An 18,068-nucleotide genomic window follows, 5' to 3' on the forward strand; every position below is an offset into this window, starting at 1 on the left:
CGAATTGCGGAGGGGCACGTCCGTGTCGAACGTAGCTGTCGCCGCGCCGCGCAAGACGCGAGGGCCTTGGGCCGTCGCGTTTGCGAAGCTGGCAAGGGACAGGGCTGCCATGGCATCCCTGGCCGTGTTCCTCCTCATCGTTCTTGCCTGCCTCAGTGCGCCTCTCTATGCGAAATGGGCAGGCGTGGACCCATTCGCCTCGACGCTCGACGCCGTGATCCAGATCGACGGCGCCGACGTTCCGGTGATGGAGCAGTCGACAGAGGGGCTCGGGCTTGGCTACACGCCGCTCGGCCCGACCTGGCGGCTCGGCAATTACTTCCTCGGCGCCGACAGCCAGGGGCGCGATGTCATGGCTAGGATGCTCTATGGCGGCCTCAGCTCGCTGCTGATCTCCGGAGCGGCCACCATCTTCACGCTGATCCTGGGCACGGCGGCGGGATTGATCGCCGGCTATTTCGGCGGCATCACCGACACGGTGCTGTCGCGCTTCCTGGACGTCCTGTGGGCGTTTCCGATCTACCTGCTGGCGATTTCACTTTCCATCGTCACCATCGCGCATGGCATCACGATCGGGCCGATCGAGATCGAGTCCGGCAGTCTGTGGCTGCCGGTCATCATCATCGGCATCGTCTACGTGCCCTATGTGGCGCGCCCGATACGCGGTCAGGTTCTGTCACTGCGCAACAGTGAATTCGTGTTGGCCGCGATCAATCTGGGCGTGCCGGGGCCGCGGATCCTGTGGCGCGATATCCTGCCCAACGTCACCACCACGCTCATCGTCTTCGTGCCGCTGATGATGGCGCTGAACATGCTTACGGAATCAGCTCTTTCCTTCCTTTCGATCGGTGTGCAGCCGCCCGCCGCAAGCTGGGGCACCATCATCCAGGACGGACAGGCGCTGCTTTATACGCGCCCGCTGGTGGCGCTGGTGCCGGGCCTGGCGATCGCGGTTTCCGTCATGGCGCTCAATGTCTTCGGCGACGGTCTGCGCGATGCGCTCGACCCGCGCTCCAAGGTTCGGCTGGGGCGCGACTGATGATCTACGCAATCCTGCGCCGCTTCGGTCAGATGCTGTTCGTGATGTTCGGCATCTCGGTCATCGTCTTCCTGATTTTCTTCGCAACGCCGGGCGCCGACCCGGCGGCGCGCATCGCCGGCCGCAATGCATCGCCCGAAGTGCTGGAAGCGGTACGCCACAGCTTCGGCTTCGACCGCCCGCTCTACGTGCAATATGTGAAGATGATGGAGAAGATCTTCGTCACCGGCGATCTGACCTCCTTCGTCAATCGCGGCTGGAAGGTGGTGCCGGCGGTGCTGGATTCGATTCCGGTCACGCTTTCGCTGGTGTTCGGAGCGGCGATCCTGTGGGTTGTCGTCTCCATCATCATCGGCATCGTCGCCGCCGCCACGCGCGACAGCTGGCTGGACAAGCTTCTGATGGCGCTGGGGCTTCTCGGCATTTCCATGCCGGTCTACTGGCTGGGCGAGGTGATGAACCTGATCACCCAGAGCCGCTACCACGACAGCTGGGCGTTCTCCTGGGTGCCACCGCTCGGCTACAAGAATTTCTCCGACGATCCGAAAGGCTGGTTCCTGACCCTCGTCATTCCGTGGATCACGCTGGCCATCCTCTACATCGGCATTTACGGGCGCGTGCTGCGCGCGGCGATCATCGAAACCCTGCAGGAAGACTATATCCGTACGGCCCGGGCCAAGGGCCTGTCGGAGACCCGCATCCTGCTGCGCCATGCCTTGCGCACGTCGCTCATTGCGTTCGTCACCCTGTTCGGCCTGGACTTCGGCGCGCTGGTGGGAGGCTCCGCTTTGCTGACGGAGGTGGTGTTCGGGCTGCACGGCATCGGCAAACTCACCTATGACGCGCTGCAGAATCTCGATCTGCCGATGATCATGGCAACGGTGATGTACGCGTCCATGTTCGTGGTCATCGCCAATGCGGTCATTGATTTCGTCTACATCCTTCTCGATCCGCGCCTGAGGACATCATGATACTGTCGGTGCGCGACCTCAGAGTGTCTTTCCGCACCAATGACGGCCTGGTGCGGGCCATCGATGGCGTTTCCTTTGACCTCGAAGAGAGCGAGATCCTCGGTGTCGTCGGTGAATCCGGTTCCGGCAAGACGGTGTCGCTGCTGGCCGTCATGGGCCTCATCACCGATCCCAACGCCGACATCGAAGGCTCGATCCGCTACAAGGGTCGCGAGTTGGTGGGACTGCCCGCGCGCGAACTCAGGCGGCTGCGCGGTAACGAGATCGCGATGATCTTCCAGGATCCGATGACCGCATTGACGCCTGTCTACACGATTGGCTGGCAAATCGCGGAACAGATCCGCGCGCATCGCAACATCAGCAAATCCAAGGCGATGGATCGCGTGGAAGAGCTGCTGGCCGAGGTGAATTTTCCGAACCCGCACGAGGCGATGTCGCGCTACCCGCACCAGCTTTCGGGCGGCATGCGTCAACGGGCGGTGATCGCAATGGCTTTGTCCTGCAATCCGGCACTGCTGGTGGCGGACGAGCCGACCACGGCGCTCGACGTCACGGTTCAAGCAGGCATTCTCGACCTGGTGCGCAAGCTGCGCGCGACGCACAAGTCGGCCGTGGTCTTCATCACGCATGACATGGGCGTGGTCTCCGAACTCGCCGACCGCGTCATGGTCATGTATGCCGGCCGTGTTGTGGAGCGCGGCAGTCGCGCGGAGCTGTTTTCCGACCCGCGACACCCCTATACACGCGCGCTGCTTGGTTCGATCCCGCCGCTGACCGGCGAGAAACCACGGCGCCTGCCGGCCATTCCCGGTTCGCCGCCGTCGTTGCTGCGATTGCCGCAAGGCTGTGCTTTCGGCCCGCGATGCCCGGTTCACTACGAGCCCTGCGCGACCGGCAAGCCCGACCTTGGGGGCGGCACCCACGCCGCCGCATGCTTCAGGGTGGCACAGGCATGAGCGCACCGATGACCGTCGAAGACCGCCCAATCCTCGAGACGCGTTCACTGGGAAAGCGCTTTTCGATCGGCACCCGTTTTTCCGCCGAAGGCAAGCGAACCGTGCATGCGGTCGACAGTGTTTCCCTGACCGTGTGGCGCGGCGAGACGGTCGGGCTGGTTGGCGAATCCGGATGCGGCAAGTCCACGCTGGCGCGCTGCCTGGTGAGGCTCCACGACATATCGGACGGCGAGCTTCTTTTCGAAGGTGAAGACATCACCTCGAAGTCTCTGTCTGAACTCCGGCCGCTGCGGCGCCGCCTGCAGATGGTTTTCCAGGACCCGTCGGCGTCGCTCAATCCGCGCCGGCGCGTCGGCGACCTGGTGGCCGAGCCGCTGCGTATCCATAGCAAGCTTACGTCGAACGAGATCAAGAAGCGCGTCGCCGAATTGTTCGACCTCGTTGGATTGCTGCCGGATCATGTCATGCGGTATCCGCATGAATTTTCCGGCGGACAGCGCCAGCGTGTCGGCATCGCGCGGGCTATTGCGTTGAACCCCGATCTCGTCGTGTTGGATGAACCCGTCTCCGCGCTCGACGTGTCGGTGCAGGCGCAAATCGTCAACCTGCTTGCCGACCTGCAGGAGAAGCTGAACCTCACCTACATCTTCATCGCCCACGACCTGTCCGTCGTGCGTCAAGTGTCGACCCGCATCGCGGTCATGTATCTCGGCTCGATCGTCGAGGAAGGGCCAGCGGAGGAGGTGTTTGCCACACCAGCCCATCCTTACAGCCAGGCGCTGATCTCGGCGGTTCCCGTCGTGGAGACGACGCCCAGCGGGACGCGCAAGCGCATCATCCTGACCGGCGACGTGCCGAGCCCGCTCAAGCCGCCATCCGGGTGCCGTTTCCACCCTCGATGCCCGATCGCAGCGGAGCGCTGCCGCTCGGAGCGGCCGCAACTGAGGGAATACCAACCCGGTCGCAAAGTGGCCTGCCACTTCCCGACGGTATAGCCGGCAGTCATCACCGCATTGGATGATCGCATTCGACCGGCAGATTTTTCAAAGATTCCATTTTCTGCGTGGAACCAACTGGCGGATGGCGCGTTTTGTGGGGTTCGATCGAGCGCATCGCGGTCGACCGGGAGGAAACGATGGACTATTTGCATTTCTTTTCGCCCGTGCGGATTTCGCGCGGGCAGGGTCATCCTGCTGAAGAAGTCGATAGCGTTGCCGAGGCCATGGTGTTCTTGCGGAAATGGCCGACGGGACGGCGCGGTCCGGTCTATCAGTGCGCGCTGAATTGCTGCTCGGCCGCTCTGTCGGGCCAAATGTCGGCCGAGGAAGCAAGGAAGGCGTTTACCGGCTTTGCCCGCATCACGCGCCTTCTCGATGATGACATGGCGTTGCCGGTGGCCGGCGAAAACATGGCGAGCGTGTACGCGTTGCGGCGGTAGGCGCCTGTTGTCTTGACGGTCTTGCGAGGTCTCGCGCCATGGCGGCGCGGGTCTCGTTTTGCGACGCGCTTCGGAGCGAACCACTCTAACTCTTTGTTTTGGTGCAATTCTCAAGGCAAAGCGCTATGCGCTTTTCCCGGGAAAACCGTTTCACACTTTTCCTGGAGTTGCTCTAGGTGACGGAATAACGGTCGATCGCCCAAAGCCAACTGCCATCGGCTTGCCGCCGGGCCACCTCGCTGGTCACGTCGCCGTCGGGAAGTCGGGTCGATGTGAGCGCGAGGTCGCCGCAGACGAGCGCCGGCCGTTGCTCTCCCACGGCGAATTTCCGGCCTGACGCGGCGATTTCGGCATAGTAACCGCGAATGGCCTCCCGGCCGCGCAGCAAGCGTCCGTCACCACAGTCGATAACAGCATCCGGTTCGAACAGGGCGGCCATGCCGTCGATATCGCCCGCATGCTGCCGGGAAACCAGCAGGGGCTCCAGTTGCTGGGGATCGTAGACAGGTTTTCTCTCTGCTGGGTCGCCCATGTTGACCTCCGCTGCGCTTCCAAACGAAAACCTATCGCAAACCCTTCCACCCGTCCGTGACAGGTCGAGGAATTTTCTGGATCAGCGTTGCCACCCGCCGGCGGCCTCAAAAGGCCCGGCGGTTGAAAGAAGCGGGAAATAGGCTAAATAGGCGCCGCAATGGCCCGATTTGGCCGACCTCGATTGGACGAGTGCCCGCGAAGGCAACCCGAACGACATGACGAAAGCAAAAGTCGCCATAGCCCCGATGATGGATGGGGCAGATAGATGATTAATATCAGATAGTTGCGGGATTGCGTGTGCAAAAATCGCACACGAAAGTTCTGCTTCTCTTCTTTTTCGTTCCTACGGCGGAGCCGTCGACAGCCCTATTCGGGCGCTCTTTTGCCGACGATATTGACCGCCCGATAGCGGACGTTCGCTGCGATATCCATGACCCTTGTTGTCCGATGCGGCGTCCAATTTGCCTGGGGTTCTTGGAAGCCTTTCGAACTTTCTGCCGTGCGCCTTCGGCCGAGTTGCGTGTGCTTTTGAAGGAGATGGGCCTCCAGGACATGCGATTGGGCAAGCTTGATTATCGCACTCGCTCAGGACCTGAATGCCCCCTCGGCATTTCATCGTAGCGAGATCTATCCAGGCGTCGCGTTCGTTCGCCTACCGGGGGCGAGTCGCAAGACCGGTACATCGCGAAACCCACTAACGAAGAGGCGTTCTTCTGCTTTTGGCGGCATGCGGCTTAGTCGAGAATTTTCCGGTAAAAATGGACGGGGCGATCCGCGTCGACCATGAGCACCAGGCAGTAAGTATGCAAGCAACGATCTCAATAAACGCCACACCCGTGACAATCGGTCATTGCAGCGGCGGCATGCTGTCCTTTACGTGCAAAGCTGCGGCAACTGGAGGCGGAAGGCCTGGCACAGATGATCCCGGGCCATGGACCTGCCGTGGTCAAGCCGGATCTAGGGCGCATCGATGAAATCTACGAACTGCGAGCGTTGCTCGAGGCGCCAGTCGGAAACCAGCCATCTGTTCAACGGTAGATCAGGCTTGCCGTCCCAGACGACCACCAGGATGGAATCGTTCTGGACGGGAATCGGCACGGCAGTGCTCTCTTAAGAACGATTCGACCGAATGATGAGTTGAGCTCAGAGGTTCGCGCGTCGCGCGGTTGCCCGAACGGCTTTGACATGCGCGGGGGCGCTATCCACGAAAGCAGAGACTCGCTCCAGGACAACATTGTCGTTCAGGAACTCTCCGTGGTGGCCCAGGCCATCGACCAGGAGCCACTGGGCGCCCGGCCAGATGGAAGCCACAACCTCTGCACCCTTGTAGGACACAACCATGTCATCGGACGAATGAACGAACAGGGCGGGTTGGGACATCTTCGCCGCCTGTCGTCGCATGTCTATGCGATCAGGATGGAGCCCGATCAAGCTTTCCAGCTGCCGTAGTATCGCGTCTTCGTCTCCCTCAAGCCCAGCCTTACGCGCCATGAACCGAACATAGTCGCCGTAGTGCGTCGGTGTGGCGAGGAGGACGATCCGCTCAGCTGAAAGACCTTGCTCCAGGGCTTGGACCACGCAGGCGCCTCCAATAGAATGCCCCACTGCCAGAGCGAATGGTCCAGCCAGCCGCTCGACGGCCCGCAGAACGGCGGCTGCCAACGGAATGGACAATCGTTCGCCGGCCGAATCTCCATGCCCGGGAAGGTCGGGAAACCAGACCGTGTAGCCGGCCTCCACAAGCTTCCGGCCCATACCCACGAGATCGGACCGCCGTCCCTGCCATCCATGTACAAGCAATGCATTGCGCCCGGCTCCCCAGCGATGGACTCGCACGTCGATCTGGCGACCATCGGGCCAGTCGCCCGGTGCCTCGACCTGCAGTGTCATGGATTCGGCGTTCGACAATCCCTGCTGATCTATGGGCGGTCGCTTTATACAGAGCAGCTTGTCGGCAAACGTTGCAACCCGGCTTGAGGCACCGTTCATTTCTTTCTGTTGCAAGGCGACCTCCTGCTGTTCATCGATGTGTGGAACCGCGTCGCGGTCGTTTTTCGCCTGATCAAAACAACGCGCAAACGCCGTTCGCGGGAACCTACAAGTCAAGCTGTCCTCCGCATGCCTAGCGCTGTTAAAGCACTGAGCGCCGCACCGAGGGCGATGAGTTGCCAACTGGTTTGAAAAGCGTGCAGTGCCTGGGTCGGGGCGAGACTAAGAGAGCCCGTAACCGCCACCAGGAGCGCCACGCCCAGAACATAGCCCAACTGGCGGCTTGTATTGACCACCGCGCTACCCGTCGCTGTCGCGCTTGCTGGAAGATCGCGCGTTGCGCTCCCGATCATAGTCGGCATGGCAATGCCGATGCCGATGCCGACCAACATCCATGCCGGCATGATATCTATGCTGTAGCGGGGAGCGATTGACGCCATGAAGGCGAGGCCCAACGCTCCAATTGCAAAAATGACATTCCCGACAATCACAAGCACTCGCGGTGACGCGGTAGACGCAAACTTCTGAACGAAATAAGCGGCTATGGGCACGCAAACAGGGCCAGGGACGATCGCAAATCCGGTTTCAATCAAGGAAAGGCCGGCACCTGTTTGCAACCAAATTGCGACGCTCAGAAACATAGCGGCAAAGGCCGTGCAGAACAGAATGATGGTGATGTTCGCCCAGGTAAATGTCGAAACCCTGAAGAGGTCCGGATCCACGATCGGCGCCTGGTGAAACAGGATTCGCCTTACGAGCCAGGCTGCGGTCAGAATTGCCAAAACGTAATATGCAATAATCTGCGATGTCGTCGATTGTTCATGCCCAACGACCGCCAGGGACAGTGATCCGACAGCGATTGCGGCAAGCACGGCGCCAAACAGATCAAGATTTCTGGTCGAGACACTGGCTGGCTGTATTGTTGGTAGCAGCAATGCGGCTGCTATGCCGGCAATAATTCCGACCGGCAGATTTATGATGAAAACCCATCGCCATGAATATTCTGCAAGGACCCCGCCAAGGGCCGGACCAACGGCCGCTGCAAGCGCGGATGTCGTCGCCCAGATCTTGACCGCCCCCGCCCGTTTTTGCGCAGGAAGGACCGTCAATATAAGGCCAAGGCTGCTCGGAGTGAGCATCGCGGCTCCCGCTGCTTGCAACACGCGGGAGAGTATGAGCGACCACATCGCGCCCGAAAGCGCACAGCCAACGCTGGCCAGCGTGAATATCGTCAGGCCTGCAAGGAACGCACGCTTGCGTCCCCACCTGTCGGCGAGCCCGCCGAACGGAATCAACAAGGCCGCATAAACTATGGTGTAGCCGTTCAGAATCCAGCTGAGATCGGCAAAGCTGGCTTGGGGAAATTCAGCGCCTATTCGACGGAAGGCGACATTGACGATGAATACGTCAATCATGGCCATGAATGCCGCCCCACATAAGACGAAAGTTGTCAGCAGCGATCTCTGATCTGAGATGTCACTAGAGGATGCAACGCGCGTTTGTGTGTCCATTGTTGCCATCTACCTTCTTGGCGATTCAACACGGGCGGCAGCCCGCTGTTGATCGCATCCGGTTGATATTTTCCGCCCGGGGGCGCGTGTTGTGAAAGCGACGTCAACGACGAGCGTTAGAGCGTTTTCCATCGCGCAACCGATCAGTTGGATATTCCAACTCTGAAACTTGCACACTCAGTTGGATATCACAACCCACTATGGTTTGATTTTCCAACTTTCTCTTGGTATGAGGTTTGGAATGCAATCGAAGGTCACCGACGCAACCCCACGCCTGTGCAATATCGCAGCCGCCCTTGAGGTCGTGGGCGATCGCTGGAGTCTTCTGGTTGTTCGGGAGCTGCTTTACGGTCAGCAGAAATTCAATGAGATCGTCAACAACACCGGAGCGGCGCGGGATATTCTCGCCGTCCGGCTTCGCAAGTTGGAAGAGCACGGTGTCCTGGACCGTGAGCCATATAGCGATCATCCATTGCGCTACACATATCGGCTTACCGCCGCAGGGCGCGCCCTTCTGCCCGTACTGCTCACGTTAAAGCAGTGGGGCCAGGACCATGTCCGGAGCGGACAGCCGGACTCGGTTCGCCTGATCCACCGACAGTGTGACCACGAAGTCGTGGCACAGGTGCATTGCCGCGCCTGTGGCGAGCATTTGACGTCACGCGATCTGGAAGTGAATGGAAAGCAGCGCAACAACGCTTCGGAGCGCTAATCGGTGGCGTCGTCACTTAGAGCGTTTCTATCGCGTGCCTCTTGCAAGAAAGCGACGAGACGATCTTCCACCTCCATCGAGGCCTCTGGTCGCCGCGAAATGACTGGCGTCACAGCGGAGCCGCTTTTCCTGGCAGCATAGGCAGGTCAGCCCGTACCTGTCCCCAACAGACTTGCCGAGTACATCCCAGCTGCGCAATGAAGCGTCATCTTGGCATCTCGCTCAACCTCACTCAGGACCAAAGCACGCGAAAATCATCTCGATGCCTTTGGCCACGACACTTCCAAACTCACAAACCCATCTCCCGTTTCCGACCAAGGCTTGGGGGCCGTTTCTGATGTCTCCCGCCGTTTGTGCCGATAAAAAGAGCAGGCACTTTCCACGATACGGAATCTACATCTTGAAATAGCAAACTTTAGGCAGAAACTTCCCGCATCGAGTTTTCAGGGAGGATATGATGTCGACAAGCGCAAACCAGTCGCTGAGCAGCGATGATGCCATCAGCCGCGTGGAGGGGTTGATCGACGATCCGCACATCCACAGTTTCCGCAAATCGCTTGGCGTCTGGCACGTCGTCGGGCTGGCCATGGCCGACGTCTCGCCGACCATGGCGGTGCTGCTACTCACCGCCGGCGTCGTCTCGATCAGCGGCACCTTCACCATCGGCGCCTGCCTGATCCTGAGCGTGATCGTCGTGCTGATCGCGCTGTGCCTCGGCGAATTGTCGTCGCGCAATCCATCGGCGGGTGGCATGTATTCGATCGTCAAGGACGTGCTGCCGGCGCCGGTCGCCTGGATCACGCTGCTCAACTATCTGCTGCAGGGCGTGGTTATTCCGGGCAGCCTGGCGCTGGGCATCGCCATCTTCCTGAAAGACCTGTTTCCGGGCATCCCCCTCGCCAATGGCGCCATCGCGCTTGTCGCCCTGTTCGCCGCGGCGGCGATCGCGCTGACCAAGGTCGAGGTCGGCGCCTGGACCACCGCCATCATGGTCATCGTCGAGGTTTCGGTTCTTGGCCTGATCACCATCGCGGCGGTGCTCAACTGGAGTCAGGATCTGACGGCGGTCACCTTGAACCCCGTTCACCTTGTAGACGGCAATCTCATCCCCGTCACCTTCGCCGTGGCGATCACCGCGCTGGCGCCTGCCTTCAACATCATCAATGGTTATGACGCGGCCCTCGGCTTCTCCGAGGAGATGCATGACGGCGCGCGCCAGATCGGCAAGGCGGTGGTCATCGCGGCTATCCTCGCCAGCCTGCTCATCACCATTCCATTCGCGGCGGCCGTGGTGGCAGCGCCCGATCTGCAAACCTTCCTGTCCAGCCCGACGCCGGTGGTCTATTCCGTCGAGCAGGCGCTTGGGCCCATCGCCAAGGCCGTCGTCGACATCGGCGTCATCATCGCCCTGTTCAACGGCGCCCTGTCGCTCCTCATGTACTTTGCCCGCGGCGTCTTCGCCACCGGCCGCGACAGTCTGTGGCCGCGCGCCGTCAACCAGCGGCTCGGCTCGCTCAACAGCAAGGGCGTGCCCGGCTGGGGCGTCCTCGTGCTGGTCGTGCCAGCCATTCCGCTGCTGTTCCTCAGCCAGCTCGATTGGCTGATCATCTTCTCGGGAACGATGATCACCGCCGTCTACTTCTGCGTCGGTCTGGCGGCATTCTGGAGCCGCATCAAAGATCGCACCAGCCCGCGGCCGTTCCGCATGCCGCTGTGGCCGCTGCCGGCCATCATCGTCACCGTGTTCACCGGCTTTGCGCTGTGGCAGCAGGAGACCCAGTACTTGATCGGCGAGGGCGTGGTGGTGGCCGGCGGCATTGTCCTGTTCGCGCTTTCGAAACTCTGGTCGGCGCGGACCCGCTAATCCGGGCCTGCCCAGGGCAGCATGTGTACCAAAGGCAGCATGTCTAAAAACAGGTGAAGCGATGCGGAAGATAGTTGTTGTCACAGGGGCAGGGCGGGGTATCGGCCTTGCCGTCACCAGACGCTTCCTGGCGGATGGCGATGCGGTCGTCGCGCTTGATCTGCGCTTCGGCGACGAGGCAAGGTCCCTGGCGGAAACCGCCGGGGGTGGCGCGCTGACACTGATCGAGGGTGACGTGTCGAGGCCGCAAGATGCGGCGGCACTGATCGCCGCCGCCATCTCGCACCATGGCCGGGTCGATATCCTCGTTAACAATGCCGGGGTGCTGTTGTCCAAGGCAACGGTCGAGACGACGTTCGAGGACTGGACGCGCGTCATCGCCATCAACCTGACGGGAACCTGGAACTGTCTTCATGCCGTGCTGCCCGGCATGATCGCCCGGGGCGCCGGCCGCATCATCAATGTCTCTTCCGAACTCGGCCTCATAGGCTTCCCGACCTACGCCGCCTACTGCGCCTCCAAGGGCGGGGTGATCGCGCTGACCAAGGCGGTGGCCAAGGAAGTTGCGCCCAAGGGCATCCTGGTCAACTCGGTGGCGCCAGGGCCGATCGAGACCGACATGCTGAAATACGACACCATCGAGTTCAACGACGCGACGCGCGAGCAGATCCCGTTGCGCCGTTTCGGCCAGCCCGACGAGATCGCCGCCGCCGTGCATTTCCTGGCCGGCCCCGGCGGCAGCTACATGGTCGGCCAGATCATCAGCCCGAACGGCGGGACGGCAATATAAAATGTCAGCCGATCAGCAAGAAAAGCGCCCGCGCGTCGCCAATGAGGTGCAGTCGCTGCTGCGCGGCCTGTCGATCCTCGAGGCGCTGGCCGCGTTCGATGTTCGCGGCGCCACGCTGCACGAGATCGCGCAACGCACCGGCCTGTCGCCGAGCACCGCGCACCGGCTGCTCGCCACCTTCGTTGAGGCCGACTATGTGACGCGCGGCCGCGACCGCAGCACCTATGTGCTGGGCCATCGCATCATCGCGGTCGCCGCCTCGGTGCAGCAGCGCACCGCGCATCTGCGGGTGCTGGCGCGGCCCTATCTGGAGGCCGTGGCGCAGGAAAGCGGCGAAAGCGCCTATCTGGTGGCACTGAACGGCCGCAGTTCCGTTTATATCGACCAGGCCGAGGGCACCCGCGTGCTGCGCATGACCATCCGCGTCGGCAGCACCTTTCCCGCCAACACCTCGGCATCGGCCAAGGCCATCCTCGCCTTCCAGAATCCCGACGACGCCTTGCGGCTGATCTTCGGCCAGGCCAAGCGCTACACCAGGCGCACCATCGTCGATGCCGAACTGTTCCGCGCCGACCTGCAGAGCACGCGCGAGCGCGGCTACGCCATCGAGCGCGAGGAGGTCGAGGATGGAGTCAGCTGCATTGCCGCTCCCATTCTCGGCCGCAACGGCATGGCAGTGGCGGCGATCAGCGTTCCCGGCCCGACGACGCGCATCCTCAACCCGACGCCGGAACGGCTCGGCGCCGTCATCGTCGCCCAGGCCAGGAAGATATCGCAGGCGCTGAAGGCCAGCCCCGGCCCGCAACTGGCCGACTGAACGTCAAAACAAACTTTTCCGTTACGGAGCGTACCAAGCATGGCTTCCACTCTCGTCACCGGCGGCATGGGCTATACCGGCCGCGCCATCGTTCGCCAGCTCGCCGAAAGCGGCACCCGCATCGTCAGCTACAATCGCGACTACGCCGAACTGGCGACGGATTTCATCATCTCGGTGCAAGGCGAACTCTACGACATCCCGCGGCTGGTGCGCACCATCGAGAAATACCAGGTCGATCGCATCATCCACACGGCGGCGATGTCGCATCCCGACCTGTCGATCGAGCTGCCGCTGACCACGGTGGTCGCCAACATCGACGGCACCGTCAACGTCATGGAGGCGATGCGGCTGGCCGGCATCAAGCGGCTGGTCAGCTTCTCGTCCGAAACCGTCTACGGCAATCATCACGGCCCCATCGACGAGACCTCGGCGACGATGCCGACGACGCCCTATGGCGTCTCGAAGGTGGCGGTCGAGCATTTCTGCCGCGTCTATGACGAGCTCTATGGCCTGCAGGCGATGTCGCTGCGCTTCTCCGAGGTCTACGGCCCCGGCAACCGCATGCCGCAGATCCTGCGCGACATCGTCAAGACGGTGTTGCGCGGCGCGGCTTTCAGCATGGACACCGGTTCCGACCATCTGTTCCATTTCATTCACATGGAGGATGTCGCCCGCGCCGCCATCCTGGCCAGCCAGGCCGAGAGCGTCGAGGGCTCGGTGTTCAACGTCTTCGGCGACCGTGCCTGGACGCTGGCGCAGGCGGCCTCCCTGTTGCGCACGCTTTTGCCCGAGGCGGCGATCTCGATCGGTCCCGGCTATTGCCACCTCGACCGGCAAGGGCCGTGGGACCAGTCGGCGGCGATCCGCGAATTCGGCTACGCGCCGAAATACCGGCTGGAGGAGGGGCTGGCGGGTTATGTCGAGTGGCTGCGGACCAACGAGTATTGAGGCGGCGATGGCCAGGCGGATCAAGATCGAGCCGTTGACGCGCGGGGCGTTCGCGCCGTTCGGCGACGTCATCGACGACACCGGCGACGTATCCTTCGCCACCAATGGCGGCGCCGCCTTGCGCATCCATGCGCTGGGCGTCGCCGACTGCAACGCCGAGGGCGGCAAGACTCTGCTCAGCCTGTTCCGGATGGCGCAACCATCGCTGCCGACCGGCCTGCACCTGATGGAGCGGCATCCGCTGTCCAGCCAGGCCTTCGTGCCGCTCGGCTCGCTGCGGATGATCGTGGTCGTCGCCGCCGCAGACACAATAGCCGCGCCCGGCGACCTCCGCGCCTTCGCCAGCAACGGCCGGCAAGGCGTCAACTATCGCAAGGCGACCTGGCATCATCCGCTGATCGCGCTCGACGCCGGCGACTTCCTCGTCGTCGACCGCGCCGGCCCCCGCCCGGGCCTGAGCCCTGACGCTTTTGACCAGGACTATGAAGAGGTGCCGCTGCCCGGTGGCATCCAGCTCGATTTCGGCGGCATGCCGCCCGTTTCATCATCACCAGCAGAATGGGAACGACCATGATTGCCAACCCGATCCAGTGGCCGAACGGTACCAGGTGCGCGGCCTGCCTGACTTTCGACATGGACGCCGACAGCCTGATCCATGTCGACTATCCCAATGATGGCGACCGCCGCGTCTCGGCCATCTCGATGTTGCGCTACGGGCCGCAAGTGGCGGTACCGCGCATTGTCGAGACCTATCGCCAACTCGGTATCACCCAGACCTTCTTCATTCCGGCCTGGTGCATCGAGCAATACCCGCAGGCGGTCGAGGCTATCCTCGAGGGCGGCCACGAGATCGCCCATCACAGCTACATCCACGAGAACCCGCTGGAGCAGACCGAAGCCGACGAGGCGCACTGGCTCGATGTCGGCATCGAGGTGATCAAGCGCGTCACCGGCAAGGCGCCGCGCGGCTGGCGCGCGCCGCTCTACAATTTCTCCAACAAGTCGCTCGACCTGCTGCTCGACCGGGGCTTCCAGTATGACGCCTCGCTGATGGGCGCCGACATTCCCTACGTCATCAAGAGCCGCAAGAGCGGGGGCGAACTGATCGAACTGCCCAGCCATTGGGGCCTCGACGACTGGCCGCAATATGTCCAGTCGTTCGACCTGCACTACATGATGCCAGTGCGCAGCGCCCGCAACGGCTTCGACCTGTATCTGCGTGAATTCGAGGCGGCCTATGCCTATGGCGCGCTGTGGGTGCCGGTTCTGCATCCCTTCGTCACCGGCCGCCTGTCGCGTTGGCACGTCTTCAACGAGTTCCTCGAAAAGGTGGTGGCGCAGGGCGACGTCTGGTTTGCTCCGATGGAGGAGATCGCCGCTCATGTCCGCGCCGAGATCGCCGCCGGCCGCCACCAGCCGATGGTCGAGCCGATCCCGCAATATGAAAAGCCGGTCGGTCGGGTGCTGCCCCGACGCTAGAGCCAGTTGCATCCCGATGGGATCGGGATGCAACTCGATCTTGTTTTTTGAACATGACCTTTTCCAAAATCCGGATGCCATCTTGCGGGATCATGCTCTGTTCCGGATGAGCCGCGTCCGCACAAACAGCCACAGGGGCCGAGTTTGACACAGTTGCGTTTCATGACCCCCGACGGCGGGGCAATTTTTCCAGTCGTCGAGCAGCTGCTGCTTGCCGGCTATTCCGGCCGCAGCGAAATCGATGTCGCCGCGCATCTGGCTGAGATGCGCGCTCTGGGCGTCTCGGTGCCACCAAACGTCCCGGTTTTCCACCCGGCCATGACGTGCCTTTTGATGCAAGGCGGGCGGGTCGAGGCGATCGGCCCGGATACGCGGCCCGAGGTCGAGTTCGTGCTGTTTTCGTTCGAAGGCACAGATTATGTCACTGTCGGCAACGACCAGTTCGACCTTGCCACCGAGCAGCACTATTCGGCCGAGAAATCGAAAAGCCTGTGCCAGAAGGTCATCGCCCGAACGGCTTGGCCATTCAGCGAGGTGCGCGATCACTGGGATCGACTGATCCTGGAATTGCGCAGCGGCCAGACGCTGCTGCAGGCCGGTGCCGTCGACAGCATTCTGGCGCCGGACAGCCTGATTGTACAGGCGCAAAGGCAGCGCGGCTTTCGCCGCGAGCGAGGCATGCTGTTTTCCGGAACGGTGCCGATGCTACAACCGATCGAGCCCTGCATGCTCGATTTTGCCATTGCGCTGCGCGATCCTGTGCTTGGCCGCGCCATATCGTGCGATTTCAAGGTGGCCGATGTGACGCTCGTCGCGGCCTGATTAGGGCCGTACATTGGACAGAGCGCCGCGGCCGAGCATTCTCGAACTGACGATCGGGGGTTCAGCTTGGCGGGCAGTGTTGGCAAGAACTCGAAATTCCCGCTTGATGGTCTCGACATCAATCTCCTGCGGCTGTTCTGCATCATCGTCGAATGCAACGGTTTTTCGGCTGCACAAGCCCGCACAAACATCAGCGCCGCCTCGATCAGCAACAAGATGTCGGCGCTGGAATCGCGGCTGGGGCTAAAGCTCTGCCGGCGCGGTCGCGCCGGCTTCAGGCTGACGGCCGAGGGCCAGAGCGTCTATGAAGCTGCCGTCGCGATGTTCCAGGGACACAATGCCTTCGTGCGCGATGTCGGCGAGCTGCGCAAGAAGCTGACCGGCCGGCTCGACATTGGTGTCGTCGACACCACAGTGACCAATCCGAAAATGCCGCTTTCCTCGGCGGTGGCGCGCTTTCACGACAAGTACAGCGACGTCTATCTGGCCATGCAGATCATGGAACCGGCGCAACTCGAACGAGGCCTGCTGGAAGGCAGCCTGCATGTGGCGATCGCGCCGTTCTACCACCGTGTCCCTGGATTGCACTACGAGCCCTTCGTCGACGAGGTGCACTTGCTGCATTGCGGCCGCGGTCACCCGCTGTTCGAGCAGGCACCCGACAACGTCGACATCGAGGCGATGGCGCGCAGCAAATACGTCATTCGCGGCCATGTCCCGGCCAACATCGAACTGGCTTCGGAACGCGTCGTCGACTCGGCCTCCGTCATCGACATGGAAGCGATGATGCATCTCATCCTGTCGGGCCGCTTCGTCGGTTTCCTGCCCATGCATTTCGCCCGTTTCTGGACCGCTGCCGACCAGATCCGGCCGCTGCTGCCCAGCCGCATTCGCCATGTCTCGCATTTCGAAGTGGCGGTGAAGCGCGACCGCATGAACGAGCGCCTGACCAAGGCATTCCTCGGCGAATTGCTGCGCAATGCGCCTGGCTCCGATCCGCGCTGAACTACGTCGGCGCAGTCCGCTTTAGCGAAAGAAAATCTAAAATGAAGTTCATTTATTTTAGATCGATCTGAAGCAATTCCTGGTCGAGGATACCCCCTGCGCAAACACGGCCAAAGGCTCTGGATCGGCGCGAAAAGCGAAGAGACGGCTCACAAGAACGGCCGCGAAAAAGGGGAACGGGCATGACATTGCACAGAAGGAATTTCATTGCGCTGAGCGGCACTGTCCTTGCCTTGTCGGCGCTGCGCCCGGCATGGGCGCAAGGCTACAAGGTCGCCATCGTCATGCCCGGCAACATCACCGACAAATCGTGGAGCCAGTCGGGCTACGAAGGCATCCAGCAGGTCAAGGAAAAGCTCGGCGTCGAGATCGCCTACAGCGAGAAGGTGGCGCAGGCCGACCAGGCCGAGGCGATGGCCGACTATGCGCGGCGCGGCTATCAACTGGTCATCGGCCATGGCGGCGAATTCCAGGATGCTGCCAAACGCGTCGCCTCCAAATATCCCGACACCATCTTCCTGGTGAACAACGGCCAGCAAGGCAGCCGCAATCTAGCCTCCGCCGATTTCTACTATGCCCAGCCGGGCTATCTGCTTGGCTACACCGCCGGCAAGATGTCGAAGACCGGCAAGGCCGGCTTCATCGGCGGCCAGAAGATCAAGCTTTCACTGGATTTGAATTCGAGCTTTGAAGCCGGTTTCAAGGCTGCCGGCGGCAAGCAGGTGTTCACCGCCTACACCAACGACTGGGATGACATCGCCAAGGGCAAGGAAGCCGCGCTGAACCAGATTGCGCAAGGCGCCGATTTCGTCTTCCCAACCATGGACAACGCCGTCATCGGCAGCTTGCAGGCGTGCAAGGAAAAGGGCGTCTGGGGCATGGGCATCTATTACGACGCGATTGCCGACTGGCCGGACACGGTGCTGCAATCGGCGATCTTCGACATCAGGGGCGCGATGCTCGACTATGTCGGCTACGGCAAGGGCAGCAAGCTCGAGGGCAAGAACTACCATTTCGACCTGAAGGCGCCGGAAGCCTGCCGCATAGGCACCTTCCATGCCGCCGTGCCCGACGCCATTAAGAGCGAAGTCCTGGCGCTGTCCGAGAAGATGAAGTCCGGTGAACTGAAGGTCTGAGCGGCGTCAGACGCCGCAACCTCTTCATCCCCTCTCTTCAACATGGTGATGCACCGC

The 18,068-nt window shown here is 61.9% G+C and carries 19 protein-coding genes; 15 read left to right on the forward strand and 4 right to left on the reverse strand.

Features of this window, described 5'->3' with window-relative positions; genetic code table 11:
- The first annotated feature begins 22 nt into the window (after nt 1–22).
- The 5 genes from HB777_11730 to HB777_11750 all read left to right on the forward strand — a co-directional run bounded on the left by HB777_11730 (nt 23) and on the right by HB777_11750 (nt 4,404).
- A complete protein-coding gene (locus HB777_11730; GenBank protein ID QND64521.1) occupies nt 23–1,039 on the forward strand; it encodes an ABC transporter permease in 1,017 nt (338 codons plus the stop codon).
- The gene (locus tag HB777_11735; GenBank protein QND64522.1) at nt 1,039–2,010 is read left to right on the forward strand and encodes an ABC transporter permease; all 972 of its coding nucleotides are present in this window, start codon (nt 1,039–1,041) and stop codon (nt 2,008–2,010) included. Before HB777_11730 ends, HB777_11735 begins: the two co-directional genes overlap by 1 nt.
- Entirely contained in the window at nt 2,007–2,966 is a 960-nt protein-coding gene (locus HB777_11740; GenBank protein QND64523.1) for an ABC transporter ATP-binding protein, read from the forward strand. The genes HB777_11735 and HB777_11740 overlap by 4 nt, the downstream gene beginning before the upstream one ends.
- An 8-nt stretch (nt 2,967–2,974) precedes the next feature.
- On the forward strand, nt 2,975–3,961 hold the full coding sequence (locus HB777_11745; GenBank protein QND68739.1) for a dipeptide ABC transporter ATP-binding protein: 987 nt from the start codon (nt 2,975–2,977) through the stop codon (nt 3,959–3,961).
- Between the two features lie 140 nt (nt 3,962–4,101).
- Nucleotides 4,102–4,404 (forward strand): DUF982 domain-containing protein, encoded by a 303-nt coding sequence (locus HB777_11750; protein ID QND64524.1) that lies wholly within the window; start codon nt 4,102–4,104, stop codon nt 4,402–4,404.
- 172 nt (nt 4,405–4,576) lie between these two features.
- On the opposite strand, the gene HB777_11755 is transcribed toward HB777_11750, so the two are convergent.
- The 4 genes from HB777_11755 to HB777_11770 all read right to left on the reverse strand — a co-directional run bounded on the left by HB777_11755 (nt 4,577) and on the right by HB777_11770 (nt 8,438).
- A complete protein-coding gene (locus tag HB777_11755) occupies nt 4,577–4,936 on the reverse strand; it encodes a SnoaL-like domain-containing protein (protein QND64525.1) in 360 nt (119 codons plus the stop codon).
- Nucleotides 4,937–5,895: 959 nt separating this feature from the next.
- A complete protein-coding gene (locus HB777_11760; GenBank protein ID QND64526.1) occupies nt 5,896–6,036 on the reverse strand; it encodes a hypothetical protein in 141 nt (46 codons plus the stop codon).
- A gap of 45 nt (nt 6,037–6,081) precedes the next feature.
- Complete coding sequence (locus tag HB777_11765; GenBank protein QND64527.1) at nt 6,082–6,942, reverse strand: alpha/beta hydrolase; 861 nt, start codon at nt 6,940–6,942, stop codon at nt 6,082–6,084.
- A gap of 98 nt (nt 6,943–7,040) precedes the next feature.
- Nucleotides 7,041–8,438 carry an MFS transporter gene (locus HB777_11770; GenBank protein ID QND64528.1) on the reverse strand — a complete coding sequence of 466 codons (1,398 nt, stop codon included), beginning with the start codon at nt 8,436–8,438 and terminating at the stop codon, nt 7,041–7,043.
- A 241-nt stretch (nt 8,439–8,679) separates the two neighbouring features.
- On the opposite strand from HB777_11770, the gene HB777_11775 reads away from it, so the two are divergent.
- The 10 genes from HB777_11775 (at nt 8,680) to HB777_11820 (ending at nt 18,011) form a co-directional block, all read left to right on the forward strand.
- Complete coding sequence (locus HB777_11775) at nt 8,680–9,150, forward strand: helix-turn-helix transcriptional regulator (protein ID QND64529.1); 471 nt, start codon at nt 8,680–8,682, stop codon at nt 9,148–9,150.
- Between the two features lie 457 nt (nt 9,151–9,607).
- A complete protein-coding gene (locus HB777_11780) occupies nt 9,608–11,014 on the forward strand; it encodes an APC family permease (protein ID QND64530.1) in 1,407 nt (468 codons plus the stop codon).
- Between the two features lie 61 nt (nt 11,015–11,075).
- Entirely contained in the window at nt 11,076–11,804 is a 729-nt protein-coding gene (locus HB777_11785; protein ID QND64531.1) for a 3-oxoacyl-ACP reductase FabG, read from the forward strand.
- 1 nt (nt 11,805) lies between these two features.
- A complete protein-coding gene (locus HB777_11790) occupies nt 11,806–12,621 on the forward strand; it encodes an IclR family transcriptional regulator (GenBank protein ID QND64532.1) in 816 nt (271 codons plus the stop codon).
- Between the two features lie 39 nt (nt 12,622–12,660).
- Nucleotides 12,661–13,569 (forward strand): NAD-dependent epimerase/dehydratase family protein, encoded by a 909-nt coding sequence (locus tag HB777_11795; GenBank protein ID QND64533.1) that lies wholly within the window; start codon nt 12,661–12,663, stop codon nt 13,567–13,569.
- Nucleotides 13,570–13,576: 7 nt separating this feature from the next.
- A complete protein-coding gene (locus HB777_11800; GenBank protein ID QND64534.1) occupies nt 13,577–14,143 on the forward strand; it encodes an ureidoglycolate lyase in 567 nt (188 codons plus the stop codon).
- On the forward strand, nt 14,140–15,048 hold the full coding sequence (locus tag HB777_11805; protein QND64535.1) for a polysaccharide deacetylase: 909 nt from the start codon (nt 14,140–14,142) through the stop codon (nt 15,046–15,048). Before HB777_11800 ends, HB777_11805 begins: the two co-directional genes overlap by 4 nt.
- A gap of 144 nt (nt 15,049–15,192) precedes the next feature.
- Entirely contained in the window at nt 15,193–15,870 is a 678-nt protein-coding gene (locus tag HB777_11810; GenBank protein ID QND64536.1) for a DUF2848 family protein, read from the forward strand.
- Between the two features lie 66 nt (nt 15,871–15,936).
- Nucleotides 15,937–16,875: a LysR family transcriptional regulator gene (locus HB777_11815; protein ID QND64537.1), complete on the forward strand. Its 939-nt coding sequence runs from the start codon at nt 15,937–15,939 to the stop codon at nt 16,873–16,875.
- Between the two features lie 182 nt (nt 16,876–17,057).
- Nucleotides 17,058–18,011: a BMP family ABC transporter substrate-binding protein gene (locus tag HB777_11820; protein QND64538.1), complete on the forward strand. Its 954-nt coding sequence runs from the start codon at nt 17,058–17,060 to the stop codon at nt 18,009–18,011.
- The last annotated feature ends 57 nt before the right edge of the window (nt 18,012–18,068 follow it).

Source organism: Mesorhizobium loti (assembly GCA_014189435.1).
Lineage (GTDB): Bacteria > Pseudomonadota > Alphaproteobacteria > Rhizobiales > Rhizobiaceae > Mesorhizobium > Mesorhizobium loti_G.